Origin of the sequence: Marinilactibacillus piezotolerans, assembly GCF_900114235.1 — a bacterium.
Lineage (GTDB): Bacteria > Bacillota > Bacilli > Lactobacillales > Carnobacteriaceae_A > Marinilactibacillus > Marinilactibacillus piezotolerans.
Genome location: NZ_FOSJ01000103.1, coordinates 1 through 2,268, shown reverse-complemented (window position 1 = coordinate 2,268; position 2,268 = coordinate 1). Strand labels below are relative to the sequence as shown.

Sequence of the window (2,268 nt, the reverse complement as noted above, 5' to 3'; positions counted from 1 at the left end):
TAGTGTGGACAACCCTATTTTAACTGGAATTTAGCTAGGGGTCTTTTTTAAGGATTAAGTGTTGCACTTAAAGTGTATATTCAAGATATAAAAAACTTGATAGAGAAAAAGGATATGGAACACGTATATTGAAGCTGTGGATTCAATATCTATTTGACACATTAGGTTTAGTCCGAGTAGGGTATACTACATGGTCGGGGAATTATCGGATGATTCGTATAGGTGAAAAATTAGGTATGACAATGGAAGGCCGTTTAAGAAAGGTACGTTATTGGAAAGAAATATATTATGATTCTATTCGCATGGGAATATTGAGAGAAGAATGGAATGATATAAATAAATAATTATGCAATAAGTCTTCTGTAAAATGAGTGTTTACTCTTTTTTAGAAGATTTTTTATTTTCATAAAATAAGCCTATTCTTAATTGAATCAAAAAATATAAAATATAGAAATTAATTTAAATTTTTTATATTTTTAAAATGTTGTTATACCAAGTATGTAATGGATTACATATGGGGAACGTTGATTTTAAAGCAAAGAAAACGCTCACTTAAATCCGATGTAAGAAATATAATATAAACATGAAAGAGGTTACAATGATTTTTATCCGCTCAGTTGTGACCAGATTCGAAAAATTCACAAGTAGATTTATCAAGTAAAACATCTTTAATAGGATGATTTATCAAACATTTAAAAAGGAGGGGAATCTCGGGTGTTATTACATAATTATGCAAGCGCTTAATTGTGTGGATCGGTATTGCCATAATCAGAATATATATAAAGGAAAGAAGGTATTGTATATGGAAAAAGCTTTAAATAAATTATCAGATATACTATCGCCGATAGCTTTTAAACTGGATGCCAACAGATATTTATCAGCAGTCAAGGCAGGACTCTTTGGTGCTATGTCATTACTTATCATTGGATCGGTATTCTTACTTTTTGCTAATATACCAATAAATGGATATCCTGAATTTATGGAAGGGATTTTAGGATCAGATTGGAATAGCTATTTCATGGTGCCTTATAATATGACTATGGAAATTATGACACCATTTGTCATGGTTGGGGTGGCAAAATCGCTGGCAAATTATTATAAAGTGGATGATATTGGAGCGATCTTATTAGCATTAGTTTCATTCTTTATTTTAACTCCATCAATTGCAACAGCAGATGGCGCAACTGGTATTCCAACACTGAACTTAAGTGCAAGCGGACTATTCGTCGGTATGATAGCAGTAGTTCTTTCTACTGAGATATACCGCTGGGTTATTCAAAAGGGCTGGGTTATTAAACTGCCTGATTCTGTTCCTTCCAATGTAGCTAGATCTTTTTCAGCACTTGTTCCTGGTCTTATTGTAATTATTTTATTCAATTTTGTTCGTATCGCATTTAGTTTTACGCCTTATGAAACAGCACATGCCTTTATTTTTGAAATCTTACAAACGCCACTATTAGCATTGGCACGTACCTTACCTACAACATTTATTATCTTTATATTTGAAGGGTTGCTATGGTCATTTGGTATTCATGGTTCCAATATTATTGGAGCAGTTATGAATCCAATCTGGTTAAACCTGACAGCTGAGAATGCTGCAGCGTTTAAAATAGGTGCAGAATTGCCAAATATCATCAATGCTCAATTCTATGGTAACTTTGTAAAAATTGGTGGAGCTGGTGCAACACTAGGTTTAGCTCTATGTGTAATAATGTTTGCTAAATCACAACAATATAAAACATTAGGAAAACTTGCAATTGTTCCTGGATTATTTAATATTAATGAACCACTAATTTTCGGATTACCAATTGTATTGAATCCTGTACTGATTATTCCTTTCCTGATAATGCCGTTACTGATGGCGGGGATGACTTATGCAGCAATGGCTTGGGATTTGGTTCCACTTACTAATGGGGCAAATATTCCTTGGACAACGCCTCCGATTATATCAGGTTTCTTGTTAAGTGGATGGCGAGGAGCTGTATTACAAGTATTCCAAATTGGGGTTAGTGCAGCAGTTTATTATCCATTCTTTAGAATTGTAGACCAAAAAGCGTATAAATTAGAAAAAGAAGGTACAGAAGGAATTGAGCAAGTAGAAGATGGTGCTGTACAAGCAACTCAACCTACTGAAGCTTAATCAAAAGAATAAATGTTTTACGTATATAAAAACGAGGCTGGGACAAAAGTCTTAACAAACAAATAAGATCCGCTGAAAATCTACTTGAGATTTCAGTGGATCTTATTTGTTTATGTAAGCAAAAGGAG

General features: G+C 33.4%; 1 protein-coding gene and 1 pseudogene. Both read left to right on the top strand.

Annotated features, from left to right (window positions below; genetic code table 11):
• Positions 1–113: 113 nt before the first annotated feature.
• Positions 114–344, top strand: a pseudogene (locus BM212_RS12205) (GNAT family N-acetyltransferase); the annotation flags it as partial.
• Between the two features lie 458 nt (positions 345–802).
• On the top strand, positions 803–2,140 hold the full coding sequence (gene celB, locus BM212_RS12200; protein WP_091898804.1) for a PTS cellobiose transporter subunit IIC: 1,338 nt from the start codon (positions 803–805) through the stop codon (positions 2,138–2,140).
• The last annotated feature ends 128 nt before the right edge of the window (positions 2,141–2,268 follow it).